The following is a 22,766-nucleotide window of genomic DNA, read 5'->3' on the forward strand; positions in this document are numbered from 1 at the left end:
AGGGCATCTCCAATCCGCTGCCTTCGCCTCCATCAAGCCGGAAGAGGTTGCCGGGCCTGTGGGAGCAGGTTCAGCCGCGACGCGTGTTCCCCGTCACGCGCGTCGCGGCTGAAGCCGCTCCCACGGCACACTTGAGGCGTTCCAGGAACAGCGCTCGCGGCTGAAGCCGCTCCTGCGCGGCTGCGCTGCCGTCAGCCGCCCGGGGCGGCGTTGATCCATCGCCGCAGCAGGTCGCGGTGCGCAGGGGAAATGGTCAGGAAGCGGAAGCCGGCCCAGGCCTGGCCCGGCGCGTGCGAGGGGTCGCTCCACAACAGGTGCACGCCGACGTCGATCTGCACGTCGCGGCCGGCCTGCGGCATCGCGAAGCGCAACTGGTACAGCGCGTCCTCGTGCAGCGGCACCGAGGCCAGCAGCAGCATGCCGTGTTCGGACACGTTGCCGAGGCGGCCGACCACGGCGTCTTCCATCAGGTCCAGCACCGGCACCATGTCCGGGACCTGGCGGCGCGGCGAACGGCGGGCATCGGCGCTCATGCGCCTTCCATGCTGTCGTCGGCGGCGGGAACGCCGGCCAGCGTGCGCAGCGCGCGCAGCGCGGCCTGCCAGGCGCGGTCGACCAGGCCTGCGCGGTCCTCGCTGACGATGCGGGCCTGGCCCTGTGCCAGCAACCGCGCCAATCCGTCGAGCGTGTGTTCGGCGGTCTTCTGCCCGCGTTGGTTGACGAACAGCGCGCGCTCGGTGATCGGGCTGTACCAGGACAGGCGTTGCCGCTTCAGCTCGCCTTGCTGGTTGACGACGAAGTCGAACCAGGTGCCGAACGGCAGCGTGCGCAGCCGCGCATACGCGGCCTGTTCGGCCTCGATGCGTGGCGGCAGCGACGGCCGCGGGCCGTCCTCGCCCTGCTCGCCGAGGCGGGTACGCGTCTTCAGCCGCACGCTGAGTTCGGTCTGCGAGATGGTGGCGTCGGCGCCGCCGGGCGTGGACAGGCGGCGGGCGAGGGCCTCGGCGTCCTGCTGGTGGTAGCCCACCTGCAGCAGCGCCTGGCACACGCGCTCGGCCAGGGCCGCATCGGCGGCGCCCTCGCTGCGGCAGGTGACCTCGGCGATGCGCTCGGCCAGGCCGACGCGTTCGCGCCAGGCCTCCGAGTCCTCGCCCTGGCGCAGCAGGGTCAGCACCAGTACGTCGGACCAGGCCTGCTGCAGCAGGGTCTGCACGACAGCGGGCGGTTGCCGGGCATTGCACAGCGCCTCCAGGGTGGCGGTCGCGGTCTGCTTGGCCAGCTCCAGCCGTTCCTTGCCGCGCGCGGCCTCGACGTGCCGGCGCTCGGCGATCTCGGCCTTGTGCGCCAGGCTGCGCTGCTGCGCCTGGATGTCCTGGTGGGCCCGTGCGAAGACCACGTCGTCGCCTTCGTACTCCTCGACCACGCGGTCCACGGCCTGGTTGAGCTTGAGCAGCAGCTGCGGATCGCTGTCCTCTTCGCCCAGCCAGGTCGCGCCCGACTCGGCGACGGCGTTGAGCAGTTCCCGCGCCGGGTGCTGGCTGCGCGCGAAGAACGCCGGATCCTGCAGCGCTGCGCGCACCAGCGGCACCTGCAGGCGTTCCAGCAGCGCCGCGGCCGGCGCGTTGGCGCGTACCTCGCGTTCGATCTCGCCGTACAGCAGGCCGAGCAGGTCGAAGGTGTCGGCCTGCTGCGCTGCCAGCGTCGCCTGCGCGCCGTGGCTGGCGCGCAGCGCCTGCAGCAGGGCGGTCTGCACGTCGCGCAGGTGACGGCGCCCGCGCAGCCCGCCCAGGGTGCTGTAGGCCGGCGGCTGCGCCTGCAGTTCGCCCAGTGCCTTCAGCAGGCTGGCGGTCGGGACCGGGGTCGCGCCGCTGGCGCTCGCCGGCCGTGCCGGGAGTGTGGCGGCACCGTCGGGCGCGGTCGTGGCCGCCGCCGCGGCAGGTGCGGCCTTGGCGCGCGCGGCGGTCAGCAGTTGGCGCAGGGTGGCCAGGTCGGGGCCGCTGGCGGTTGGTTCCGCGGCGCCGGCCGCTGTGCCCACTGGCGGCCGCGGTGCCGTCGCGGCCGGCCCCGGCGGCATGCCCATGGCGGGTGCGGCCTGGCCGGGGGCGGCGCCGTGCCCATGGGGGCCGCTGCCGGCAGGCGCCGGAGTGGCGTCCGCGGCCATGCGCGCCGGGCGGCGCGCGCCCGGCTGCACGTGGGTGCTGCGCGCCACGTAAGGCAGGTAGATCAGGCCCGGGAGCACCCCGGCGTGGGTCAGCAGGCCATTGGCTTTTTCAACGACGTCGCCGTAGCGCGCCAGCGCCTGGCGTTCGAAGGCGCGGTACAGCGCCAGCTGCGTGTCCAGCGCCAGGCCCAGCGCTTCGCCGGCATCGCGCAGCAGTCGGCACAGCGCGTGCGGCCCCAGCGGCAACTGTTCGATCTCGAAGGCGGGCCGGGCCGCCAGCACGCCGAAGCGCTGGCCGAGCAACTGCAGCGGAACATTGCAGCGGATCGCCTCGCGGCGGGCGATCTCGTGCAGCACGATGTCGCGGTCGATATCCACGTTGGCGACCAGGGTCAGCATCTGCGCGGCCGCCCCCGGCCTGGCCGGGGGCGGCGCGGCGGCCGTTGCGGCGGGGCTGCGGATGCCGGCCAGCCCGGCTTCCAGCTGCGCCCGGTAGAACGGCGCCAGCTGCCCGCGCTGTGCGCGCAGGCGTTGCGTTTCCTGGTGCAGGTCCTGCTGCACTTGGCCGTTGCGGGCGTGCCCGGCCTGCTCGAACAGGGACTGCTCCAGTTCGTCCAGGGTCGCCTGCAGCGACGTGTCCAGCGCCTGCCACAGCAGGGTATTCAGGGACTGCAGGATGTCGCGCACGCGCGCCGGCAGGGCGGCGCTGGCAAGCGTCGCCGGTGGGGCCGGGAGGGTCGCAGACACGGGCATCCTGTGATCGCCGTTGTACTTTTCTGCGCGGTATGTAGCACGATCCGCCGCCGCAACCAAGGCGGGCGGTGTCGCCGGGGAAGCGCCCTACGGTAGGAACAGGGCGATGACGTCGTTGGTGAAGCGCCGTCCCAACTCGGTCGGCACGGCGTGGCCGGCGTCCACCCGCAGCCAGTCGCGGGCTTGCGCGGTGGCCAGGGCCGGGGCGATCGCCTGCAGCGGCAGGCCGGTGCGGGCGCTGAAGTCGCGCAGCGCGAAGCCGTCGTTGAGGCGCAGCGCGTTGAGCATGTACTCGAACGGGCGCCGCTCCGGCGCGATCCATTCGTCGCCGCCGATCGCCGCCGGCGTCCCCGCCGCGTCCAGGAACGCCTGCGGATGCTTGTGCTTCCAGCGCCGCAGGATGGTCTGTTCGGCACCGGAGCTGATCTTGCCGTGGGCGCCGGCGCCGATGCCGAGATAATCGCCGAAGGTCCAGTAGTTGAGGTTGTGCGCGCAGCGGTAGCCGGCGCGGGCATAGGCGCTGACCTCGTACTGCGCGTAGCCGGCCTCGGCCAGCAGCGCCTGGCAGCGCTCCTGCATGTCCCAGGCGTCGTCGTCCTCGGGAATGCCCTGCGGCGGCCGCGCGGCGAACACGGTGTTCGGCTCCAGGGTGAGCTGGTAGTGGCTGAGGTGGGTCGGCTGCAGCGCCAGCGCCTGCGCGATGTCGCGCTCGGCCTCGGCCAGGGTCTGCTGCGGCAGCGCGTACATCAGGTCCAGGTTGAGATTGGCGTAGCCGGCGTCCTGCGCCAGCTTCACCGCGCGCTCGGCCTCGGCGCCGTCGTGGATGCGGCCGAGCCGTTGCAGGGCCGCATCGTCGAAGCTCTGGATGCCGAAGCTGAGGCGATTCACCCCCGCCGCCAGATAGCGGTCGAAGCGGCCATGCTCGGCGGTGCCGGGATTGGTCTCCAGGGTGATCTCCAGGCCCGGCGCGAAGCGCAGCCGGGCGCTGGCCGCCTGCAGGAAACGGTCGATCGCCTCGGGCGGGAACAGGCTGGGCGTGCCGCCGCCGAAGAACACGCTGTTGACCACCCGGCCCCAGACCAGCGGCAGGTCCTGGTCCAGGTCGCGGATCAACGCATCCACGTAGGCGTCGAACGGCAGCGCCCCCTTGGCCGCGTGCGAGTTGAAGTCGCAGTACGGGCATTTGCGCACGCACCACGGCAGGTGCACGTAGAGCGACAGCGGCGGCGGCACCAGCGATGGGCCGTCGGCGTGCCCGGACGGATCCGGGCAGGCCGCGCCGGGCGGATGCTGGCAATGGTCGTGGGGGTGCGGCATGGCGGGCGGAAGGCGGGCGGCGGGGAATCGGGGAGGCGAGGGGCGGGCTGGGTCGGGAGTGGGCGGAGCGGCGCAACGCGGTCTGCGCGCGCCGCGGCGGCGTTATCGCCTGATGCAAGCGCGCGGCGCGCTCACCCGGCGGGCTGCGCCGCCAGCAGGTCGGCCAGGCGCCGCTTGAGCTGCTGCAGCGCAATGGCGCGATGGCTGATGCGGTTCTTCAGCGCCAGCGGCATTTCGGCCGCGGTCTGGCCATGTCCCGGGTCCACGAACACCGGATCGTAGCCGTGCCCGCCGCTGCCGGCACGGGCGTGCGCGATGCGGCCACGCCAGTGCCCTTCCACCAGCAGCGGTTGCGGATCCTCGGCATGCCGCAGCAGCACCAGCACACAGTAGAAGTGCGCGCCGCGCTGCGCGTCGGGGACATCGCGCAGCGCGTCCAGCAGCTTGTCGATATTGGCCTGCGCATTGCCGTGTTCGCCGGCGTAGCGCGCCGAATACAGGCCCGGCGCGCCGTGCAGCGCGTCCACGCAGATGCCGGAATCGTCGGCCAGCGCCGGCAGGCCGGTGACGTGGGCGGCGTGGCGCGCCTTGAGCAGCGCGTTCTCGACGAAGGTCAGGCCGGTTTCGTCGGCATCGCTGACGCCGAGCGTGGATTGCGCGATGAGCTCGACCCCGACGTCGTCGAGCAGGGCGTGCAGTTCTTCGAGCTTGCCGGCGTTGCTGCTGGCCAGGACCAATTTCATGCGATGGGCTCCAGCAGGTCCCAGGTGTTGCCGTAGAGGTCGCGGAACACCGCGACCGTGGCGTAGGGTTCGTGGCGGGGCGCTTCCAGGAATTCCACGCCGGCGGCCAGCATCGCCGCGTGGTCGCGCTGGAAGTCGTCGGTGTGCAGGAAGAAGCCGACCCGGCCGCCGGTCTGGTCGCCGATGCGGCGGCGTTGGGCGTCGTCGCTGGCGCGCGCCAGCAGCAGCGCCGCGCCGCGCGCATCGCCAGGCCCGACCACGACCCAGCGCTTGTGGCCCTGGTCCACGTCCTCCAGCACCTGGAATCCCAGCTTGCCGGTGTACCAGGCGATGGCCTCGTCGTAGTCGGCCACCACCAGGGTGACCAGGGCCAGGCGCCGGGTCATTGCGCCAGGGCCGCGCGCTGCGCCGCCAGCAGGTCGCCGATGCCGCGCTCGGCCAGGCCGAGCAGCGCGTCCAGCTCGTCGCGGCGGAAGGCGTGGCCTTCGGCGGTGCCCTGCAGCTCGATGAAGCCGCCGCCGTCGTTCATCACCACGTTCATGTCGGTGTCGCAGTCGCTGTCCTCGGCGTAGTCCAGGTCCAGCACCGGCACACCGCGGTAGACGCCGACCGAGACCGCGGCGACCGCGCCCAGCACCACCGGCTTCTTCAGGTCGCCGCGCTTCTGCAGCCAGTTCACCGCATCCACCAGCGCCACGTAGGCGCCGGTGATGGCGGCGGTGCGGGTGCCGCCGTCGGCCTGCAGCACGTCGCAGTCCAGGGTGATGGTGCGTTCGCCCAGCGCGGTGCGGTCCACGCAGGCGCGCAGCGCGCGGCCGATCAGGCGCTGGATCTCCAGCGTGCGTCCGCCCTGCTTGCCGCGCGCGGCTTCGCGATCGGAGCGCGAGTGGGTGGCGCGCGGCAGCATGCCGTACTCGGCGGTCACCCAGCCTTCGCCCTTGCCGCGCAGGAAGCCCGGCACGCGGTTCTCGACGCTGGCGTTGCACAGCACGCGGGTGTCGCCGAAGCTGACCAGGACCGAGCCTTCGGCATGACGGGTGAAGGCGCGCTCGATGCGGACCGGGCGCAACTGATCGGCCGTGCGGCCGCTGGGACGGGAGAAGGACATGCAGGGGTTCCGGGAAGGGCGGGGCCGTGCGCGGCATGTGACCGCGTCGGTGAGGCAGGAAAGGGCGCTAGGTTAACATTCGCCCCCTGTCCGCACCGGAACACCGCATGATCCGCAGCATGACCGCCTATGCCGGCGCCGAGCGCATCACTCCCTGGGGCACGCTGGGGTGCGAGTTGCGCTCGGTGAACCACCGTTTCCTGGAAGTGGGCGTGCGCCTGCCGGAGGAACTGCGCGCGCTGGAGCCGCAACTGCGCGAACGCGTGGCCGCGCGGATCAGCCGCGGCAAGCTCGACCTGATGCTGCGCCTGCGCGCGCCGGATGCCGCGCAGACCCTGGCGGTGAACGAGGCCCTGGTCGAACAACTGGGCGTGCTCGCGCAGCGGCTGGGCGCGCGTTTTGCGCAGATGCAGGTGCAGTTCGTCGACCTGCTGCAGTTGCCTGGCGTGCTGCAGGGGCAGAGCGTCGACCCGGCGGCGCTGCAGGCGCAGGCGCTGGAACTGCTGGACGAGGTGCTGGCCGAGTTCGTCGCCGCGCGCGAGCGCGAGGGCGGCAAGCTGGCCGCGGCCATCGTCGAGCGGGTCGATGCGGTGGAGCGCATCGCCGGCGAGGTGCGCACGCTGATCCCGGCCATCCGTGAGGGCCAGCGCGCCAAGCTGGCGGCGCGCCTGGCCGACCTGCCGCATCCGGTCGATCCTGGCCGCGCCGAGCAGGAACTGGTGCTGTGGCTGCAGAAGCTCGATGTGGACGAGGAACTGGACCGGCTCGGCAGCCACGTCAAGGAACTGCGCCGGGTACTGCGCCAGCCGGAACCGGCGGGCCGGCGCCTGGACTTCCTGCTGCAGGAGTTCAACCGCGAGGCCAACACCCTGGGCTCGAAGTCGGTGGACAGCCGCACCTCCAACGCCGCGGTGGAATTGAAGGTGCTGATCGACCAGATTCGCGAGCAGGTGCAGAACCTGGAGTAGGGGCTAGGGTGGTGCCATGCCATCCCCAAGCCTGCTTTAAAAATCGGGTGGTCAGTTCGGCTTTTGTCTGATCCGGCGTGGCCGTTGCAAGGTCTGCAGGCAGACGGGGGCAAAGTCGAGAGGCGCTGGCCCTAGGCGTTTTCCCCTTGGCCGCGGTCAGGGATGCGCTCGGGGACTGCAGAGATGATCGGATTGGCAGTAGGCGTCAGGTCCGTCTGGACGTGGTGCTCGCCCGAAAAGATTGGTGTAACGAGCAGGTATGGAGCAGTCCTTGGTCGCAGCGATCCATCAAAGCTGCGTTCAAACCTGCCGCGCCAAGCGCCAGCGTGTTCGCCAGCGCTGTATCCATCGCGGCGGGGTGCTGGCCGGGCCGATCCGGCGCAGCTGGTTCGGCCGCAGTGAGGGGCACAAAGCATCACGCGGCAGTGTTGCTCCGAAGGGCCTGCTACGTCGGAACGCGGCCTTTCACCGCATTGGCTCGGGCGCCATAGGTGATCCGTGCATCCGCCTGCTCCGGCAAGCGATCACGGACTCGCGTCTTCAACTGGGCAATACGGCTGGCGTCCAGCGCTCTCAGCGTTGCTCCGACACTCGGTGCAGCGCAGGCCGTGGTCCAGAAGTCATCGAAATCGGCGAAGGTGCGCTGCACGTCGATCACGCATGTCGCCGTTGCATCCAGTCCCGCGCGGGTCCACAAGTCGTGCATCACCGCCGCCCGCGATGCGTCGGGGCTCGGCGGCGCCGGCACCGCCAAGCCCATCTCTCGCATCTGCGCGAGCAGCAGTTCGTAGGGAAAGCCACCGCCCGGCATGTCCCAGGCATAGGCGGCGACGGTTCCGCCCGCACGCACGACGCGGGCCATCTCGGACACCCCTATGGCGGGCTCTGGAACGAAGAAGATGACCAGGGGCATGATGGCGATATCGAACATGCCGTCGGGGTAAGGCAGCCGCATGGCATCCCCGTGGCGGAATTTCGCATCGTGCAGCGCGGGCCTTGCGCGTGCGAAGGCGAGTTGCTCCTCGGACGGATCCACGCCGTGGACCGAAGCAGGGGCGCGATGTCCGACGACCATTTCGGTAAAGGCCCCGTTGCCGCAGCCGACATCCAGCCAGTGCTGCCACGGCGCTGGAGCCAGCCAGTCCAGGAATTTGCTGCCCGCCAGTTGGCTCCAGGCTCCCATGTAGCGTTCATACGTGGCGCCATCGTTGAAGCGAATCTGTTCGACCGTCATGTCAACCTCCAAGCGTCGCGACCAACGTGGCCGCCAGATAGATGCCCGCGCCGAACACCGCATGCGTCACAAGGCTGCGCAGGCAGTTGCCGAGGGGCGTGGCCGTCTTCGACGCCGCAAATCCCGCCCCCATGGCCGGTTGCATGATGAACAGCGGTGCCACAACGGTCGCGATGCCGGCCGCGAGCGCTGGCGCGGCGGTTGGTGCATGCAGCCACTTCGCTCCCAGCACAGCAACGATCAGGAGGGCGAACGCGATGCCTGTCGCATAGTGGGCCAGCCACCCCAGCCGCCGCTCGCCCGGTATGGCCGCGGCTTGCGCAATGCCAGGGTGGGCGAAGCGGCCTCTCCACAGATGCCCCACCCAGCGTCCGAGCATTGCGTAGTCGAGCGTGGGCACGCCCAGGCGCCGGAGCAGCAGCGACCACGCGTCCATCACCAGGGTGGCACCGAGGCCCACGAGCGCGGCCCATGCCATGACCGTCCATTCCATCTCCATCCTCCGCGACGGGCTCCATCGAACCCTTGGGGCATGGTAGAAGTTGAAGTCAACTTCAAGTCAAGAGGTGGTCATGGACATTGCGGAAGTCGCCAAGCGCACCCACCTGGCGGCATCGACCTTGCGCTTCTACGAGAAGAAGGGGCTGATTCAGGCCGCGCGATCGGCCGGTGGTCGGCGGGATTTCCCACCCCGCGTGTTTGAGCAACTGGCGTTGATCGCACTCGGGCAGGCGGGAGGTCTGTCGCTGGACGAGATCGGCGCCATGCTTTCGCCGGAGGGCGCTGTGCATGTGGACCGAACCTTGCTGCTGGCCAAAGCCGACGACATCGACGCGACCATCAAGCGTTTGCGCGCGATGAGTCAGGGCCTGCGGCACGCCGCCGCGTGTCCGGCGCCGAGCCATGCCGAATGTCCAAGCTTTCGGCGGCTGTTGAAAGTGGCCGCATCGGGACGATTGAAACAGGCTGCCACGATGCCGAGGACGCCATGATGCACAAGACAGCCGGCGATCCTGAGGCCGAGTTGGGCGCTGCCACAGTGATCTTTGTGCCTGCACAGGCCACCTTCATGGCGAGGCGTCAGCGCGGAACCTGGCGTCCTCGTTGAGCTGCAGCGCGTGGGTAAGGCGACTTCGATCAAAGCGCCGACGCCTTCCTGCGTGCCGCGGATAGCCGTCCTGGCCATCGTCATCCTGCAGCGTGCACGACCCGCTCCAGCGCCGCCTGCGCGAGGCGATTCTCCGCGGGCGTCCCGATGCTGATCCGGACCCAGGTGTCGTAGGGCGGAAAGGCGCGCGCGACCAGGATTTTGCGGGCCTTCAGCGCGGCGACGACCTCGGCTTGCGGTCGTCCGACGTCGAAGAAAACGAAGTTCCCCGCGGGCTCGGCATAGCGCAAGCCCAGCCGGCGCAGCTGATCGAGCCAGCGCGTGCGCTCGACGGCGACCTGTTCGCGTACCCACGCGACGTGACCGGGATCGGCCAGGGAGGCCGCCGCCGCCGCGATCGAGAGCTGGTTCAGCCCGTGCGGGCTGCCCACGCCGCGCTTGCGCAGGGCGGCGGCCAGATCCGGGGGCACCAGCGCGTAGCCGATCTGCAGGCCCGCCAGCGCGTGGATCTTGCCCAGCGTGCGGAACACCGCGACGTTGCGCCCGGCGCGCAGGTGCCGCACCGCGGTGCGGTCGGCCGCGTCCGGCAGGTAGTCCAGATACGCCTCGTCGACGATCACCAGCGCTTTGGCCGAGGCGGCCAGCACGAAGGCGTCGAACTCCTGCGCTGGACTCGCCGTACCGGAGGGGTTGTGCGGATTGACCACGAACAGGGCCCGGGTATCGGCCTGGATCGCAGCCAGCAGCCGCGGCAGGTCGTTGCGCAGCGACGCATCCAGCGGCACCTCGATGGCGCGTCCCCCGAACGGCGCGGCCGCATCGACCAGGGCGCCGTACCCGGGCACCGAGTACACGAACGTGCCGCCGTTGCCGGCCACGGCCAGATGCTGGCCCAGCGGCTCGAGCACTTCGCCCACGACGACCTGCTCGGGCGCTACGCCCTCGAGAGCGGCGATCTGCTTGACCAGCGCCTGCCCCTGCTCGGCGGTGACATAGCGCGGCGCAAGCGGCAGGGCGCGCTGGATCGCCACTGGCACCCGCGGCGAGGGGCCGTAGCTGCTTTCGTTGAGATCCAGGCGCACCAGCCCGTCGGCAGCGCCGGGCGCGTCGCGGCGTGCCCCGGCCGCCACACCGGGAACCAGAGACGCCAGCGGCGCGGCGACGGCCAGCGCGGCGTTGCGCGCCAGCCAGGCGCGCCGGGACGGATCGAAGGCATCGTGGGAGGACATCAGAACGTCACCTGCAGTCTTCCGTAGTAGTAGGCCCCGCTCCAACCGAACGGCGAGAGCTCGCTGTAGGGGAACACGCCATAGGTGTCGGCGCCAGAGACGGCGGGGGTGGTGGCGATATTGCGCGTGGGATAGGTGTTGAACACGTTGTCCGCCCCCAGCGTCAGCACCAGGCGCTTGGAAATGCGCAGCGAGACGTCCGCGTCGGTGATCCACTTGGCGTCCAGCCACTGGATCAGATCGTAGCAGCTGGTGACGATCTTCCCGCCGCGGGTGCAGTGCGCGATCGACGCCGGCCGTCGCCGGGCCGACCTGGTGCCCACCGACGTGCTGCTGCTCAAGCTGTTCAGCGCCTGCGCGATGGTGATGCTGCAGCCGCTGGCGCCGTTCGAGCGCATCCGGGGCTTTGCGATGGCGATCGCGCAGCCCGTCGCGGGCGAGGCCGACGCGGCCGGTTAGGGCCGCGTGCGCCTGCTGCGCCCCGCGAAAGGCGCTGGTTTGCTCAGTACACGACGCTGAAGCGCTGGCCGTTGTGCTTGGGCGATTCGATTTCGTCGAGCAGGGCCACCGCGTAGTCCTCGTAGGAGATGCGGCTTTCGCCCTTGGCGTCGGTGAGGAAGGCATCGCCGCCCAGGCGGAACTGGCCGGTGCGCTCGCCGGGACCGAAGAACGCCGCCGGCGACAGGAAAGTCCAGGTGATGTCCTTCACCCCGTGCAACTGATCCAGGAAGGCCGCGCCGGGCAGCGCCTCGGACTTGTACGCGGCCGGGAACTCCGGCGTATCGACCAGGCGCACGCCTGGGGCGACTTCCAGCGAACCGGCGCCGCCGACCACGGCCAGGCGCGGGATCTTCGCCGCGCGCACCGCGGTCAGCACGTGCTCGGGCGTGACCTCGGCGAACCTGGCGGCGCTGATGAAGACATCGTGGCCGGTCAGCTTGGCGCCCAGCGCGGCCGGGTCGGCGGTGATGTCGCCCTGGACGAAGGCCACGCCCTCGGGCAGATCGTCGACCGGCTTGCGCGCGATGACGGTAACGGAGTGGCCGCGGCGCAGGGCCTCGGCCACAAGACGACGGCCGACGTTGCCGGTGCCGCCAAGCAGGGCGATGGATGCCATTGGTGCTTCTCCCTTGATGGTTACGAAAAGGAACCATGCCATCATGCGCGTCACGCCCCTGTCTGCCAAGAAGGGAACCCGACGTGTCCAGGTAACCGCCAGGTAACCCCGTCACCCAGGTCCCGCGCATCCCCAATCCCCGATCCCCAATGCCGATCCAATGACCCTGCACCGCTCCACCGCCCCCTACGCCGCCCACTGCCCCGTGCGCGATGTGCTCGACCGACTGGGCGATCGCTGGAGCACGCTGGTGCTGCAGGCGCTCAAGCCGGCGCCGCTGCGCTTCGCCGCGTTGCAGCGGGCCATCGACGATGTGTCCAAGCGGATGCTGGCCAAGACCCTGCGCGGGCTCGAGGAAGACGGGCTGGTCACGCGCACGGTGTTCCCCAGCAAGCCGCCGGCGGTGGAGTACGCGCTGACGCCGCTGGGCCGCAGCTTCGTGCCGCATATCGAGGCGCTGGTGGCCTGGGCACAGACCCACCACGACGCGATCCGCGACGCGCGCCGCCTGTATCGCGAGCAGGTCGACGCGGCGACCTGAGCCGCCGTTCGGCGCGCCCGTCCATCCGGAACGGGCGCGATCACGTCTTCTGCATCAGGGCCTGTCGATGTCCATCACGCAGGCCAGTGCCTGCCGGGTTTCCAGCTCGGCCAGGCGTGCGCTGAGGCCGGCATGCACATGGGCATAGGCGGCACTGCCAAGCACCAGGCGACGCGGCATCGCCGCTGCGTCGGCGACTTCGAGGATGGCGCGCACCATCTTGTGCACATCGCCCTCGATGGCGAACGCGCCGGCGCGGGCGCCGAACATCGCCGAGGTGGAGGGCCGGTGCTGGCTGTGCGACCTGGGCTTTGGCAGCGACGGGACCCGCGCGCCGATGGACCTGGATGGCCTCGACACCGACCTCGTGCAGGACTTCGACACCTTCCGCCTGAGCCGCGATGCGCGCGGCGAGTCCCTGCTGCGGGCCAAGGTGGGAGGTGACTGGGCGAAGCGATACGGCTTCGATCTGTCGCCGCAGGAGTGGGTCGATTTCGTCCCCGCCAACTACCTCAATCTCAATTCCACCCACCCCGACGCCATCTTCGTGCAGACGCTGCTGGTCGTGCTGCATCGGCCCGATGGGCGGCTGATCCTGCTGGGCGACACGCTCAAGACGGTGACGCGGGGGCATGTCGAGACGCGGCAACTGGCCGGACCGGCAGTGGTCGAGGTGCTGGAAGGGTGCTTCGGGCTCCCGGCCATCTCTGCGTAGAGACGTGCTCCCATCACAAGCGGTCGGCAGCGCACGCCGTCGCGCTGCGCAACTCCCGCAGCTTCTGCGCTGTGCCATCCTCATCCAGCGGCGTGTACACCACCAGCTTCATGCCTGGCCGGTCGGCGACCTCCAGAGTGGTGTACTCGAAGGTCATGCGACCCGCCTCCGGATGCTGGATGCGCTTATGGCCATCGAATGGCCGCAGCACGTCCTGCTTGGGCCACCACTGGCGGAACTCGGGACTGGCCTGCGCCAGCGTGTCGATCAGACGGGCGAAACCGGGGTCGCCGATGTGGCGGGCACTGTCGGCGCGGAACATCGCCAATGCGCTCGGGGCGAGTTGCTCCCAATCGAGCAGCAGGCGCCGGTGGGCCGGGTCGGCGAAGACCAGGTGCATGATGTTGCGCTGGTCGCCCTGCAGCCGGTCGTAGTCACCGAACAGCGCCTGCGCGGCCCGGTTCCAGGCCAGGACGTCCCAGCGGCGCCCCAGCACGTAGGCAGGCTGGGTTTCCATGCTGTCCAGCATGCGCCGCAGCGGAGCGTCCACCTGCTCCGCTCCCGCCGCTGTCGGCGCCGGCACGGGTCGGTCGCTCAGCAGGAACAGGTGTTGCCGCTCAGCGGCGTCGAGCTTCAGCGCGTCCGCCAATGCGGACAGTGCCTCGATCGAGGGCGAGACGTCGCGTCCCTGTTCGAGCCACGTGTACCAGGTGGTGCCGATGCCGGCGAGCTGGGCGACTTCCTCACGTCGCAGGCCGGGCGTGCGGCGGCGGATGCTGGCGGGCAGGCCGGTCTGAGCCGGGCTCAGCCGTTCGCGGCGCGAGCGCAAGAAGGCGCCAAGCTCGCGCCGCCGGGTTGCAGACTCGGGCAAGGAGGATGGGGGCATGCGGGAAGCCTAGCAGTACCGGGTACCAGGATGCCGCCGAAACTGGTTGCGCATGAAGCGCCTCCCAACAATGCGGCGACTCCCCAACCATGAAGGACCGACACCATGCCGCAACCCCACACCCTGATCGTCGGAGGCTCCTCGGGCATCGGCCTGGCCAGCGCCCGGGAACTGCTCGCCCTAGGCCACCGCGTCACCATCGCCGGACGCGATGCGAAGCGCCTGGAGGCCGCCAGGCAGGCAGTGTCCGGCGACCTCGCTACCGCCGTCATGGATGCGGCGGAGACCGACCACCTGCCGCAGGCCTTCGCACGGCTCGGCGCGCTGGACCACCTCGTGCTGGCGCTGGGCAGCGGCAAGGGCGCTGGGCCCTTTGCCTCGATGGCGCTCGACGATGTACGCCAGGGGTTCGAGGAGAAGTTCTTCCCGCACTTCGCTGTGGCGCAGGCGGCGCTGCCGTCGTTGCGCAAGGACGGCAGCCTGACGTTTGTCTCGGCGGTGACGGCCCACGCCGCCATGCCCGGTACTGCAGGGATCGGCGCCGCGAATGCAGCGGTCGCCGCGCTCGTGCCCATCCTTGCGGCCGAGTTGCGTCCACTGCGGGTCAACGGGGTTTCGCCTGGCGTGATCGATACGCCCTGGTGGGGCTTCCTGGACGATGCGCAGAAGGCGGCGGTGTTTGCCGACTACGCCGCCAAGACCCCGGTCGGCCGCGTCGGCCAACCGGACGACGTGGCGCAGGCCATCGCCCTGCTGGTCAGCAATGGCTTCGTCAGCGGGCAGATGCTGATCTGCGATGGCGGGTTGCGCCTGGGCAGTTAACGGCCTTCTCCGGGACGGGTGAGGTGTCGCTGATCGCCGACCAGGCGTCATCCCCGCTGGAGCAAGCCGGCGCAGCGCGGTGACCGGCAACGGCGGGGCCGGCGAACGTGCGCGGATGCCGGCGTCACCGCATGTGGCGTCAGTGCGGCGGTGCCGGCGGATCGCGTGGTGCCGGCCGGCTCAGCACGAACGCGGCGCTGGCGGCGATGGCCAGGCCCACGCCCAACGCCAAGGGGGCGCCGGGGTGCGTGCCACAGCAGAACAGCAGGTAGCCGACCGCCATGCCGCTGGCGGCGAAGGCCTTGCCGCGGCGGCTGATCGCGCCCTGCTCGCGCCACAGCCGCAGCGGCGTGCCGTAGCGCGGATGCGTCAGCAGCCAGGCCTCCAGCCGCGGCGAGGAGCGCGAGAAGCAGTACGCCGCCAGGATCAGGAAGATGGTGGTCGGCATCACCGGCAGCAGTGCGCCGATCAGGCCCAGCGCCAGCATCAGCAGGCCCAGGCCGCACCACAGCGCGCGGCTCACCCGCACCGCGGCCGCTCCGGCAGGGATGTCGGCGTCATCGGGGGACGGCCGGCAGATGCAGGTCGACATAGGCCTCGACCTGCGCGAAGGCCGCACGCGCCGCCGCGATCACCGCCTGTTCCTGCTCGGTGGCCAGCGCGATGCGGTCCAGCGCCGCGGTGAACTGGCGCCAGTGCCGCGCGCGCCCGTCCTCGGGGCCGGCCAGGTGGCGCGCGCCGAACTGCGCGTGCAGGCCCAGCCGCGCGGCCAGCTTGGCCAGGATCGCCGCGCCCAGGTTGGAGCCCTCGGCCACATACAGCCAGCCCAATGCATCGACCTGCCGGGGGTAGTCGGTGCGGTGGAGCGCGGTGCCGCCGGTGGCCGGCGGCGCGACGCCCAGGTCGTGCAGATCGGCGACCAGCGCCGGCAGCCGCCGGCGTTGCGCCAGGTCCGGCACCACGCTGGCCAGCACCGGGTTGCCGTAGATGCTCTCCATGTCGCAGTGGAAGCGGTACTGCACCTGCAGGAAGCGCATGTAGTGCTCGCGCGAGGCGAACGGCTGCGCGGCCATGATGCGCTGGTCCAGTCGTGCATGCGCCTGGTGGGTGGCGGCCTTCAGCCGCTCGGCGCGGCTGGCGTGGGCGAGGAGGTCGGTCATGGCAGCGGGCGCTCGTTGGTCGGGGGGAGGGAGCAGTGCGGCATCTGTGGCCTCGGGAGCGGTGATGGGGGCGTCACAGCGCACGCTCCAGCTTCAGGCTCAGCGTGTTGCGGTCGTAGGTGTACAGCCAGTCGACGTTGCTGCGTACGCGGTTGCGGCGCAGCGTCAGCAGCGGCACGAAGCCGGCGACGGCCAGCCGCGGCGCGCGCAGCACGAAGGTGTAGCCCTGCTCGTCGTCGTGGCGGCGGGCGCGCAACACCGTGCTGTAGGCGCCGTAGTCGCGCTGCCGGTAGGAGGCGAACAGGGTGGCGCTGACGCCCGCCCATTGCCGCGAACCGCCGAGGCGCACACCGCGCTGCAGATAGGCCTCGGTGTCGCGCACCGCGGCGCTGTCGCTGACGTCCAGCCCGGCGAACACCGTCCAGCGTTCGTCGAGGCTGCGGAAGTAGGTGGCGTAGGCGCTGCGCACGATCGCGTCGTAGCTGGCGGCGTAGTCCTGGCGCCGGTAGCGTTGCGCCCTCCAGTCGCCTTCCAGCTTGAGCAGGGAGCGCGCCGACAGCGTCCAGCTCCACTCCGCATGCGCGCCCCAGGCGCCGTACAGCGCCTGGTTGCCCAGGGCGTAGTAGTCGAACGCTGGCGCCAGCGCGGCGCTGTGGCGTCCGCTGCGGTAGCTGTAGCCGGCCTGCGCGCTCGTGGTCAGCTCGTTGTAGGCGCTGTGGTCGCGGTAGCCCTGGCCGAACAGCACGGCACGCAGGTACAGCCCATGGTGTCCGCGCAGCGGCAGGCGCCGGTCGAGGCTGGCGTCGTAGTCGTCGCCGAAGGCGGTGATCGCCGCCGGCGTGCTGCGGCTGAAGTAGCAGCGTCCATCGAAGCTCAACAGGCAGGTGGAACTGGCCGAAGTGCGGTTGACGTTGTCGCTCCAGGCCGGGCCGAGCGCGAGGCTGCCGTTCCAGCCACGCCGCTTGGCCAGCGCTTCCCGAAAGCCGGCGATGCTGTTGCGCACGCCCTCGGTCTTGGGATCGCCGGCGTCGATCGACGCGGCGATCGCCGCGAACGCCTGTTCGGCCTCGCGGTCCTGCTGATCCTCGAACAGCACCCGCGCCAGTTCCAGGCGCCCGGGCAGGAAGTCCGGCTGCAGCGCCAGCAGCGCGCGGTACTCGCGCTCTGCGTCGCGGTAGCGGCCAGCGTTGCGCGCGACCGCGCCCTGCGCGTAGTGCACCAGCAGCGGATCGCGGTCGGGCAGGGTCAGGTATTCCTGCAGGAAGCGCTGCACCGCCGGCCATTGCCGGTGCTGCAGCGACAGGTACAGCGCGCGGCCGACGTCGTTGGCGCTGTGGGCGACGACGTAGGGCGTGCCGTCGATGACGATGCTCGGCCGCTCGCCTTCGCCGTGTTCCTGCAGCAGGGCGCGCTCGCGCTCGGCGGCCTGGCGCTGGTCGCGCTGCTCGAGCATGCGCCGGGTGTCGTCCTGCTGCTGCGCCGGGGCGCAGAAGGCGATCGCGGCCAGCATCAGACACGCTGCCAAACGGGGAAGCGAGCGCGGCAGGCGGCGCCGTGGAAAAGGCATGGGGTGCATCGAACGGTCGCTGGAGGCGGCAAGCAGGACTGGCATGACGGCGGCTGGTCCTGCTTGGTATGGGTGCAACGTGGAGAATCGGTCGGCTTACTGCTTGGTGCCGCCGAACGCGGTGTCGTACTGGACCCCTGCGAAATCGGCGATGCCGGCCAGCGCGCTCTGGTTGGCGTAGAACTGGCCGGAGACCGCACCGTTGCTTGCGACCACGCTGCCGGACTGACGCGCGATGGCGTTGCTGCCGGAGATGCTGGCGTTGCTGTTGATGCTGGCCGTGCCGATGTTGACCGCGAAGCCGGCGTTGTTCTGGATCGAGCCGGTCAGGCGGCCGGTGCCGAAGTTGGCGGTGAAGGTGCCGGTCAGCTGGTTGCTGCCGTTGTAGTTGTTGAGGCCGACCACGCTGTAGCTGGCGGTGCCGGAGCTGGGCACGCTGCTGTCGGGCTTGTCGCCGATGAAGTACACGGTGTGCGTTTTCAGACCCTCGGCATTGTCCTTGCGCGAATACCACTCGCCGAACCACACGTCCTGGCTGCCGACCTGGGCGAAGGCGAACACGCCGAGGTTGTCGTGGCTGCTCGGTGCGCCGCTGTACGGGAAGTTCAGCACCTTGACCGAGCCGGGACCGCCGTACGTGGACAGGCCCTGGAAGTCCACCGGCTTGTCCAGGCCGGTCGAGTTCACCGCGATGCCGGCCAGGCCGGCGTGGTGCGGGCCGCCGTTGACGGTGGATTCGCCGACCTTGACGTAGCTTTCGTTGCTCGACTTGCCGAGGAACGGCGCGGCGTGGGCGCTGCCCAGCACGCTGGCGACGGCCAGGCCGAGCAGGGCGGCGTGAGTGCGTTTCATGTTCATGCGATACGTCCTTCTGGTTGGATTGGAACGAGGGGGACATCCCTGTCCGGGGTAGGTGACACTCCTTGATCGGTGCGCGCGCGCTCAGAATCTCCCGGTCAGGCTGAGTTTCAGCGTGCGTCCTGGCGCGGCCATGGCCGAGCGCGTGGCCGGATCCACGTAGTAGCGGTCGGTCAGATTGGTGCCGGTCAGTTCGATGCTCAGGTTGTCGCGCAACGTGTAGCGCGCGTAGGCGTCCAGCAGCACGGTCGTGCCCCAGGAGAACGGCACGTTGAAGGTATAGACGAATCGACCGGTGCCGGGTTCTTTCTGTATCGAGTTGTCGCGGAACCATTCCAGGTCCGGGTTGCGGTACTGCTGGTAATAGGTGACGCGCCCGCCCAGTTCCAGGCGGCGCTGCAGCATGCGCGCGCCCAGCGACCAGCTGGCCGACAGCTTCGGCGTGCTCTGGGTCAGCAGATAGCCGCCGACGAAGCCGTAGTCCACGCAGGTCGGCACGATCTTGCCGCGGCCGATGACGAAGCCGTTGGTGGTGCTCAGCAGCGCTGCGGTGGTCTCGTCGCAGACCTGGTTCTTCAGGGTGTAGTTGGCGCCGAGGTCGGTGAACACGCGGCCGTTGTCGTAGCGGCCCTGGAACTCGAGGCCGCGGATGGTCTGCTTGTCGATGTTGTCGAACTTGAAACTGGGATCGCGCTCGATCACGTCGCGGGTCTTGTTGACGTAGTAGGCCAGCTTGAGGTCGGCGATGGTGTCGGCGCCGAGCAGCGGACCCAGGTCGTGGACATAGGCGACTTCCCAGTTGTAGGCATGCTCGGGCTTGAGATTCCACGGATTGAGCGAGGCGGAGAAGGCCACCGTGCTCTCGAACATGCTGGGATAGCGCAGGGTCTCGCCGTAGCGGAAGTAGACGCGGCTGTTGTCGCTGAGATTGGCGGTGGCCGAGAAGAACGGGACCCAGCCATGGTCCTTGCGCTTGCGCGCGGTGCCTTCGATGGTGTGCCGCACCGAATTGATGAAGCAGGTGTTTCCGGCCGCACCGGGCAATCCCTCCAGCGAGCCGTTGAGGCATGGGTTGCCGGCCTTGCTGTACTTGCCGTCGCCATCCGGCATCCACGGCACCTGGTGCTCGACCTGGTAGGTGGTGGGGAGGCTGTTCCACACGGAGGCGGTTAACTCGTTGAACTCCTCTTGCGTGAGTATTCCCAGGTCCAACAATTCGCTGTAGCCGGCGATGCTGTCGGCGGCCAGTGCCTCGCGCTGCTGCTGGGTATAGGTTTCGGTGGTCTTGTACTCGACGTCGTAGCCGGTGGTCACCGATTCCCTGATCTGCCCCGGATGCGCGGCCAGGAAGTCGTCGAAGGCCCAGTAGCTGGCGTAGCGCGCGCCGCCACTCAGGGTCAGGAACTCCAGCGGTCGCCATTCGACATTGAAGTCGGCCTGCCACTCCTGGCGCCGGCCCGCGCGGGGGTACATGCGCCAGCCGTCGCTGCTGCCGAAGTACGGATCGCGCGAGCGCAGCTTCTCGTGTTGGAAGCTGCCGCCCACGGTCAGGTCCAGCGTGTCGGCCAGGGCGATCTTGTTGCTCAGAGTGAGGCCGTTGCGGGCGTTGCTGGCGTTGGCCAGCGCGGTATTGCGGATGATCGGGCTGGCCCCGTTGCCAGTCTGCCAATAGGGATTGGCGAAGTTGGGAAAGCCGCCGGCGGTGTAGGTATCGCTTTCGGTGCTGGTGCGCCACAGGTTGGCGTACAGGTCGATCCAGCGGCTGTCCGCCGGGCGCCAGGTGTACTCCAGGTTCCATGCCTGGGCATCGACCCGGCTCAACGGCCATTGGATGGCGGCACGGTCCTTGGATTCGATGATGCGCGAGGGCATCACTTCGCCGTAGTGCGAGAGACTGTCGCGGTACCCCAGCTGCAGCGCCTGGCTGTCGCTGGGGCGCCAGGTGACCTTGAACAGCCAGGACTCCATCTGGCTGGAGGTGTTGGGTACTTCGTTGCCGGGCAACCAGTAGTTGGCCATCGACAGGATGTAGTCGTCGGCGGAGGAGCTTCTCGGCTTGCTGTAGTAGCCGGCGCCGCGCTTGCCCGAGAAGTAGTTGCCGCGCTCGCGATAGGCGTAGGCAGCGAGCAGGTCGAGGTTCTCGGTCGGCCGCCAGCCGAGCGCCAGCCGATAGGCGTCGTCCTTGCCGCTGAACACGTTGTAGCCGCCGCCACCGCGCCTTGGCGTGATCATCAGCGTGGGGTCGGTGTAGGGGATGTTCGGAGTGTTCTGCGGGAAATCCGCGACCGTGCGGTAGTCCTCGCCGGTGTGCAGGGTCGGCAGCCGCGGCCGGGTCGCGTTGCTGCTGCCCTCGGCGCGGAACTCGCCGCCGAAGCGCTGGCCGGGATCGAGGATGTCGTCCACGTCCAGGGTATTGATCACCATCGCGCCGCCGATCCCGGTGACGACATTGCGGGTCAGCGACGGACCCTTGAGGATCTGGATGCCGCCGATCAGGAACGGATCGATGTAGTTGCGATTGCTGGCGCCGTTGTAGCCGCGCCACACGGTCAACGCCTGTTCGGTGCCGTCGATGCTCACCGGCACCCGGCCAGGTCCCTGGATGCCGCGGATGTTGAGGTCCAGCGCGCCGCTGTTGCGGGCGTCGCCGCTGAACACGCCGGGTACGCCGTTGACCAGGTCCGAGGGCGTGGCGCCCTTGTAGCGCTCCACCTCGGTACGGCCGATGTAGGCGCTGGACAGGTCCAGGTCGTAGACCGCGTCGCGGCCGCGGCGGTCGCGCGCTTCGCCGCCACGGTTGTCGTCGGCGTTGCCGGCCACCCGCAGCGTGTCGATGGCGATCGCGCCGTCCTGCGCCGCGGCCGGTTCCAAGGTGACCGCGTTCGGGCCGGTGTGGCGCGCGCGCAGGCCGCTGCCCTGCAGCAACTGCTGCAAGGCCTGTTCGGCGCTGTAGTCGCCCCGCACCGCCGGCGCCGTGAGGCCGTCGGTGGTCCGGCCGGTGTACAGCACCTGCAGGCCGGTTTGTGCCGACAACTGCAATAGCGCTTGCGAGAGCGGCTGCGCCGTCAGGTCGACGGGATAGCGGGGGGCTTGCTCGGTGACGGGGGAGGGCGTTTGCGCGATCGCGGCAGGACTGAGCAGGGCCAGCGCCAGGGCATGGCTGAGCAGGGCGAACGCGGGCGCACGGCGAACGCGGGCGGCAGGGGAATGGGTTGGCATGCTGGGGGTATCGAAGACGGATTTGTGGGAATGAAAATCATTCCGTTCTTCCCGTTTAGACGGGCCGACGCCCGCGCGCTCCCCAGTGGCGCGTTCGACGAAACGGACGCACCCGGTTTTTATTTAGTTTGCGTTCACTTTTTCGGCGCGGGTGCGCCAGCCGCATCCGCTGGCGACCGGTACACGATGGTCAGCCAGGGCAGGTCCAGCGAGCGCAGCCGCAGGCTGTCCAGCAGCGTGCGCATGGCGAGGTCCGGATCGGCGATGTCCAGCGACCCGGACACCGGCAGCGCACGCAGAGCGTCGCCGCGGACGACGACGTGGCCGTGCCGATAGCGCGCGAGTGCGTCCAGCGCCTGTGCCAGCGACATGTCGGAGAACACCAGTTGCCGACGCTGCCAGGCGCCGATCGTCAGGGGATCGCGATCGGCAAGACGGCGCACGACCGTGTCCTGCAGCCGCGCGGATTGGCCCGCGCCCAGCACCGCGCCGGCGCCGCCGTCCGGCGCACGCACGGCGACGCGGCCAGCGATGACCCCGACCTCGGCGGTATCGCCCTGTACGCGCACAGCGAAGCGCGTGCCGAGGACGCGCGCGCTGCCGCCGCGGCTGTCCACCACGAACGGGCGCCGCGGGTCGTGGGTCACCTGGAATGCCGCTTCGCCGCGCAACAGCCGCACCGTGCGCAGGCCCGGGCGCAGTTCGACGGCGATGGCGCTGTCGGTATCGAGCGTGACCACGCTGCCGTCGGCCAGGCGCAGGGTGCGGATCTCGCCGACCCGGGTGTAGGCATCGCTGCGCAGCCGTTCCACGCCGCCGCTGCCCAGCCACAGGCCGCCACCGATCGCCAGCGCCAGCCCGGCCGCGGCGGCGGCATGGCGCGGCCAGCGCCGGTGCCGCCGCGTATGTGTCGGCGAACTGGTCGGCAGCGGTGCCGCTACTGCGGCGGCCACCGGATCCAGTTCGTCGGCCAGGGCCGCGGCCGGCGCCTGCAGCAGGCCGAGCATGGCGCCGGCCTCGGCCATGGCCTGCGCGTGCGCCTGCGGCGCCAGCGCCAGCCACGCGGCATGCGCGCGTCGCGTGTCGGGGTCGTCCGGCGCCGCATCCAGTTGCAGGAGCCAGTGCAGCGCTTGTTCGAACAGGGCGTCATCGACGTGAGGGGGCGCGGGCATGCAGTGCCTATCCGTCAGGAATGGGTCGGGGCGCGCGGCGGGCGCAGGCCAGGGGATTATTCGGGACGACGGGTCGAGTGTGCGCGTC

General features: G+C 70.1%; 25 protein-coding genes. 6 read left to right on the top strand and 19 right to left on the bottom strand.

What is annotated here, in order from left to right:
- Positions 1 to 191 precede the first annotated feature (191 nt).
- The 6 genes from AC1PME_RS04905 to rph form a co-directional block, all read right to left on the bottom strand.
- Entirely contained in the window at positions 192 to 533 is a 342-nt protein-coding gene (locus AC1PME_RS04905; protein ID WP_481097478.1) for a PilZ domain-containing protein, read from the bottom strand.
- Entirely contained in the window at positions 530 to 2,914 is a 2,385-nt protein-coding gene (locus AC1PME_RS04910; RefSeq protein ID WP_481097479.1) for a DUF1631 domain-containing protein, read from the bottom strand. Before AC1PME_RS04910 ends, AC1PME_RS04905 begins: the two co-directional genes overlap by 4 nt.
- A gap of 87 nt (positions 2,915 to 3,001) precedes the next feature.
- A complete protein-coding gene (gene hemW / locus AC1PME_RS04915; protein WP_481097480.1) occupies positions 3,002 to 4,231 on the bottom strand; it encodes a radical SAM family heme chaperone HemW in 1,230 nt (409 codons plus the stop codon).
- A gap of 131 nt (positions 4,232 to 4,362) precedes the next feature.
- On the bottom strand, positions 4,363 to 4,974 hold the full coding sequence (gene rdgB, locus AC1PME_RS04920) for an RdgB/HAM1 family non-canonical purine NTP pyrophosphatase (RefSeq protein WP_481097481.1): 612 nt from the start codon (positions 4,972 to 4,974) through the stop codon (positions 4,363 to 4,365).
- Positions 4,971 to 5,360: a VOC family protein gene (locus AC1PME_RS04925; protein ID WP_254460550.1), complete on the bottom strand. Its 390-nt coding sequence runs from the start codon at positions 5,358 to 5,360 to the stop codon at positions 4,971 to 4,973. Before AC1PME_RS04925 ends, rdgB begins: the two co-directional genes overlap by 4 nt.
- Positions 5,357 to 6,082, bottom strand: a complete 726-nt coding sequence (rph, locus tag AC1PME_RS04930) for a ribonuclease PH (protein WP_254460551.1) — start codon at positions 6,080 to 6,082, stop codon at positions 5,357 to 5,359. The genes AC1PME_RS04925 and rph overlap by 4 nt, the downstream gene beginning before the upstream one ends.
- A 107-nt stretch (positions 6,083 to 6,189) precedes the next feature.
- Here rph and AC1PME_RS04935 point away from each other — a divergent pair, with 107 nt between their 5' ends.
- Entirely contained in the window at positions 6,190 to 7,050 is an 861-nt protein-coding gene (locus AC1PME_RS04935; protein WP_254460552.1) for a YicC/YloC family endoribonuclease, read from the top strand.
- Between the two features lie 445 nt (positions 7,051 to 7,495).
- Here the strand turns inward: AC1PME_RS04935 and AC1PME_RS04940 are convergent, their stop codons facing one another.
- Positions 7,496 to 8,284, bottom strand: coding sequence for a class I SAM-dependent methyltransferase (locus AC1PME_RS04940; protein WP_481097482.1), 789 nt, complete (start codon positions 8,282 to 8,284; stop codon positions 7,496 to 7,498).
- Position 8,285: 1 nt separating this feature from the next.
- On the bottom strand, positions 8,286 to 8,777 hold the full coding sequence (locus AC1PME_RS04945; protein WP_254460554.1) for a DUF2938 family protein: 492 nt from the start codon (positions 8,775 to 8,777) through the stop codon (positions 8,286 to 8,288).
- A 79-nt stretch (positions 8,778 to 8,856) separates the two neighbouring features.
- Between AC1PME_RS04945 and AC1PME_RS04950 the strand changes: the two genes are divergently transcribed.
- On the top strand, positions 8,857 to 9,276 hold the full coding sequence (locus AC1PME_RS04950; RefSeq protein ID WP_481097483.1) for a helix-turn-helix domain-containing protein: 420 nt from the start codon (positions 8,857 to 8,859) through the stop codon (positions 9,274 to 9,276).
- A 196-nt stretch (positions 9,277 to 9,472) separates the two neighbouring features.
- Here the strand turns inward: AC1PME_RS04950 and AC1PME_RS04955 are convergent, their stop codons facing one another.
- Together AC1PME_RS04955 and AC1PME_RS04960 are read right to left on the bottom strand one after the other, a co-directional pair.
- On the bottom strand, positions 9,473 to 10,621 hold the full coding sequence (locus AC1PME_RS04955) for a pyridoxal phosphate-dependent aminotransferase (protein ID WP_481097484.1): 1,149 nt from the start codon (positions 10,619 to 10,621) through the stop codon (positions 9,473 to 9,475).
- Positions 10,621 to 10,944, bottom strand: coding sequence for a hypothetical protein (locus tag AC1PME_RS04960; RefSeq protein WP_481097485.1), 324 nt, complete (start codon positions 10,942 to 10,944; stop codon positions 10,621 to 10,623). Before AC1PME_RS04960 ends, AC1PME_RS04955 begins: the two co-directional genes overlap by 1 nt.
- A 4-nt stretch (positions 10,945 to 10,948) precedes the next feature.
- On the opposite strand from AC1PME_RS04960, the gene AC1PME_RS04965 reads away from it, so the two are divergent.
- Positions 10,949 to 11,080, top strand: coding sequence for a hypothetical protein (locus AC1PME_RS04965; protein ID WP_481097486.1), 132 nt, complete (start codon positions 10,949 to 10,951; stop codon positions 11,078 to 11,080).
- 43 nt (positions 11,081 to 11,123) lie between these two features.
- Here AC1PME_RS04965 and AC1PME_RS04970 read toward each other — a convergent pair whose 3' ends face one another.
- A complete protein-coding gene (locus tag AC1PME_RS04970; protein ID WP_307548895.1) occupies positions 11,124 to 11,738 on the bottom strand; it encodes an NAD(P)-dependent oxidoreductase in 615 nt (204 codons plus the stop codon).
- Between the two features lie 160 nt (positions 11,739 to 11,898).
- Between AC1PME_RS04970 and AC1PME_RS04975 the strand changes: the two genes are divergently transcribed.
- Positions 11,899 to 12,279 carry a winged helix-turn-helix transcriptional regulator gene (locus AC1PME_RS04975; protein ID WP_254460559.1) on the top strand — a complete coding sequence of 127 codons (381 nt, stop codon included), beginning with the start codon at positions 11,899 to 11,901 and terminating at the stop codon, positions 12,277 to 12,279.
- 54 nt (positions 12,280 to 12,333) lie between these two features.
- Here AC1PME_RS04975 and AC1PME_RS04980 read toward each other — a convergent pair whose 3' ends face one another.
- Positions 12,334 to 12,498, bottom strand: coding sequence for a hypothetical protein (locus AC1PME_RS04980; protein ID WP_481097487.1), 165 nt, complete (start codon positions 12,496 to 12,498; stop codon positions 12,334 to 12,336).
- On the opposite strand from AC1PME_RS04980, the gene AC1PME_RS04985 reads away from it, so the two are divergent.
- Positions 12,485 to 12,994: an arylamine N-acetyltransferase family protein gene (locus AC1PME_RS04985; RefSeq protein WP_481097488.1), complete on the top strand. Its 510-nt coding sequence runs from the start codon at positions 12,485 to 12,487 to the stop codon at positions 12,992 to 12,994. The two genes, AC1PME_RS04980 and AC1PME_RS04985, sit on opposite strands and share 14 nt — an antisense overlap.
- Before the next feature lie 13 nt (positions 12,995 to 13,007).
- On the opposite strand, the gene AC1PME_RS04990 is transcribed toward AC1PME_RS04985, so the two are convergent.
- Positions 13,008 to 13,880, bottom strand: coding sequence for a helix-turn-helix transcriptional regulator (locus tag AC1PME_RS04990; protein WP_481097489.1), 873 nt, complete (start codon positions 13,878 to 13,880; stop codon positions 13,008 to 13,010).
- Positions 13,881 to 13,985: 105 nt separating this feature from the next.
- On the opposite strand from AC1PME_RS04990, the gene AC1PME_RS04995 reads away from it, so the two are divergent.
- Positions 13,986 to 14,702, top strand: a complete 717-nt coding sequence (locus AC1PME_RS04995) for an SDR family oxidoreductase (protein WP_481097490.1) — start codon at positions 13,986 to 13,988, stop codon at positions 14,700 to 14,702.
- A 139-nt stretch (positions 14,703 to 14,841) separates the two neighbouring features.
- Here AC1PME_RS04995 and AC1PME_RS05000 read toward each other — a convergent pair whose 3' ends face one another.
- The 6 genes from AC1PME_RS05000 to AC1PME_RS05025 form a co-directional block, all read right to left on the bottom strand.
- Positions 14,842 to 15,189, bottom strand: coding sequence for a YbaN family protein (locus AC1PME_RS05000; RefSeq protein WP_481098073.1), 348 nt, complete (start codon positions 15,187 to 15,189; stop codon positions 14,842 to 14,844).
- A gap of 70 nt (positions 15,190 to 15,259) precedes the next feature.
- Positions 15,260 to 15,862 (bottom strand): biliverdin-producing heme oxygenase, encoded by a 603-nt coding sequence (locus tag AC1PME_RS05005; RefSeq protein ID WP_481097491.1) that lies wholly within the window; start codon positions 15,860 to 15,862, stop codon positions 15,260 to 15,262.
- 73 nt (positions 15,863 to 15,935) lie between these two features.
- A complete protein-coding gene (locus AC1PME_RS05010; protein ID WP_481097492.1) occupies positions 15,936 to 17,372 on the bottom strand; it encodes a surface lipoprotein assembly modifier in 1,437 nt (478 codons plus the stop codon).
- 153 nt (positions 17,373 to 17,525) lie between these two features.
- The gene (locus AC1PME_RS05015) at positions 17,526 to 18,287 is read right to left on the bottom strand and encodes a Slam-dependent surface lipoprotein (protein WP_481097493.1); all 762 of its coding nucleotides are present in this window, start codon (positions 18,285 to 18,287) and stop codon (positions 17,526 to 17,528) included.
- 84 nt (positions 18,288 to 18,371) lie between these two features.
- Positions 18,372 to 21,506, bottom strand: a complete 3,135-nt coding sequence (locus AC1PME_RS05020) for a TonB-dependent receptor (protein WP_481097494.1) — start codon at positions 21,504 to 21,506, stop codon at positions 18,372 to 18,374.
- A 134-nt stretch (positions 21,507 to 21,640) separates the two neighbouring features.
- The gene (locus tag AC1PME_RS05025) at positions 21,641 to 22,678 is read right to left on the bottom strand and encodes a FecR family protein (RefSeq protein ID WP_481097495.1); all 1,038 of its coding nucleotides are present in this window, start codon (positions 22,676 to 22,678) and stop codon (positions 21,641 to 21,643) included.
- Between the last annotated feature and the right edge of the window lie 88 nt (positions 22,679 to 22,766).

The organism is Xanthomonas sp. NCPPB 901 (assembly GCF_056725085.1).